This is a genomic window from Burkholderia sp. Bp9143 (assembly GCF_003853645.1).
Classification (GTDB): Bacteria; Pseudomonadota; Gammaproteobacteria; order Burkholderiales; family Burkholderiaceae; genus Burkholderia.
The window spans coordinates 1-1,928 of sequence record NZ_QTPO01000122.1; the positions used below are offsets into that span (position 1 = coordinate 1).

General features: G+C 63.6%; 1 pseudogene. It reads right to left on the reverse strand.

Annotated elements, in window-relative coordinates:
* Positions 1–1,928, reverse strand: a pseudogene (locus DIE23_RS38870) (hemagglutinin); the annotation flags it as partial.

A 1,928-nucleotide genomic window follows, 5' to 3' on the forward strand; every position in this document is an offset into this window, starting at 1 on the left:
AGGCCGGTCGACGTGGAGGTCGACAGCGAGGCGACCGAGCTATCGGTCGAGCTGAGGCCCGTCGACAACGAGTTGATACCCGTCGAAGTCGAGGTGGACAGCGAGCTGATCGAGCTGGTTGCCGAGGACAGGCCCGTCGACGTGGACGTCGACAGCGAAGCCACCGAGCTATCGGTCGAGCTGAGGCCCGTCGACAGCGAATTGATACCCGTCGAGGTCGACGTGGACAGCGAGCTGATCGAGCTGGTTGCCGACGAGAGGCCGGTCGACGTGGAGGTCGACAGCGAGGCGACCGAGCTATCGGTCGAGCTGAGGCCCGTCGACAACGAGTTGATGCCGGTCGAAGTCGAGGTGGACAGCGAGCTGATCGAGCTGGTTGCCGACGAGAGGCCCGTCGACGTGGACGTCGACAGTGAAGCCACCGAGCTGTCGGTCGAGCTCAGGCCGGTGGACAGCGAATTGATACCCGTCGAAGTCGACGTGGACAACGAGCTGATCGAGCTGGTTGCCGACGAGAGCCCAGTCGACGTGGAGGTCGAAAGCGAGGCGACCGAGCTATCGGTGGAACTCAGGCCGGTCGACAGCGAGTTGATACCCGTCGAGGTCGACGTCGAGAGCGAAGCGACCGAGCTGTTGGTCGAGCTCATGCCAGTCGACAGCGAGTTGATACCCGTCGAGGTCGAGGTGGACAGTGAGCTGATCGAGCTGTTTGCCGACGACAGACCGGTCGACGTGGAAGTCGAGAGCGAAGCCACCGAGCTGTCGGTCGAGCTGAGGCCCGTGGACAACGAGTTGATGCCGGTCGAGGTCGACGTGGACAGCAAGCTGATCGAGCTGTTGGCCGACGACAGACCGGTCGACGTCGAAGTCGAGAGCGAAGCGACCGAGCTATTGGTCGAGCTGAGGCCCGTGGACAGCGAGTTGATACCGGTCGAAGTCGACGTGGACAGCGACGCGATCGAACTATTGGCTGACGACAGCCCAGTCGAAGTCGATGACGAAAGCGAGGTCACCGAGCTGTTGGTCGAGCTGAGGCCTGTCGACAACGAAGTGATGCCGGTCGACAGCGACGAGATCGCGCTGCTGGACGATGACACCGTCGTCGACAGCGAATCCACGACGGAATTGGTCGCGAAGAGCTGGGAGCCGTTGATCGCGTCCGTGCTGGTGGCCGTGATTTGACCTGCAGCGACATTGGTGATCTGACGCGTGGTGCCGGTGCTCGCGTTGCCGACACTCACCACGCTGCTCGGATTGCCGCCCGCGAACGTGCTGGTCACGCCGCCGACGGTACCCGTCGGCGTCGCGTTGGGCGCTGCGGTAACGGAGCCGCTGCCGAGTGCGACGTCGCCGGTATTGTTGGCGACGGCATTCGGGCCGATCGCGACCGAGTCGGTACCGAGTGCCTGGCTGTCCGCTGCCGTCGAATTCGCGTGGAAGTACTTGATGCCTTGGCTGTTGATGCTGTCGATCGCCGAGCCGACGCTGTTGGCGGTCGACGTCGTGCCGTTCGCGTTGTACGTGGTGTACGACGGAGCGGAGACCGTGCCGGTTGCCGGGTTGTAGCTGGCGCCGCCACCGAGGGCTGCGGCCGTGCTGTTACCGAGATTGTCGGTCTTGGTCGTGACCGTGCTGAGGCCGGTGGACAGCGAGTTGATCCCGGTCGAAGTGGACGTGGACAGGGAACTGATCGAGCTGTTAGCCGACGACAGACCGGTCGACGTGGAGGTCGAGAGCGAAGCAACCGAGCTGTTGGTCGAGCTCAAGCCCGTCGAAGTGGACGTGGACAGGGAGCTGATCGAGCTGTTAGCCGACGAGAGGCCGGTCGACGTGGAGGTCGACAGCGAAGCCACCGAGCTGTTGGTCGAGCTCAGACCCGTCGAAGTGGACGTGGACAGCGAGCTGATCGAGCTGTTAGCCGACGAGAG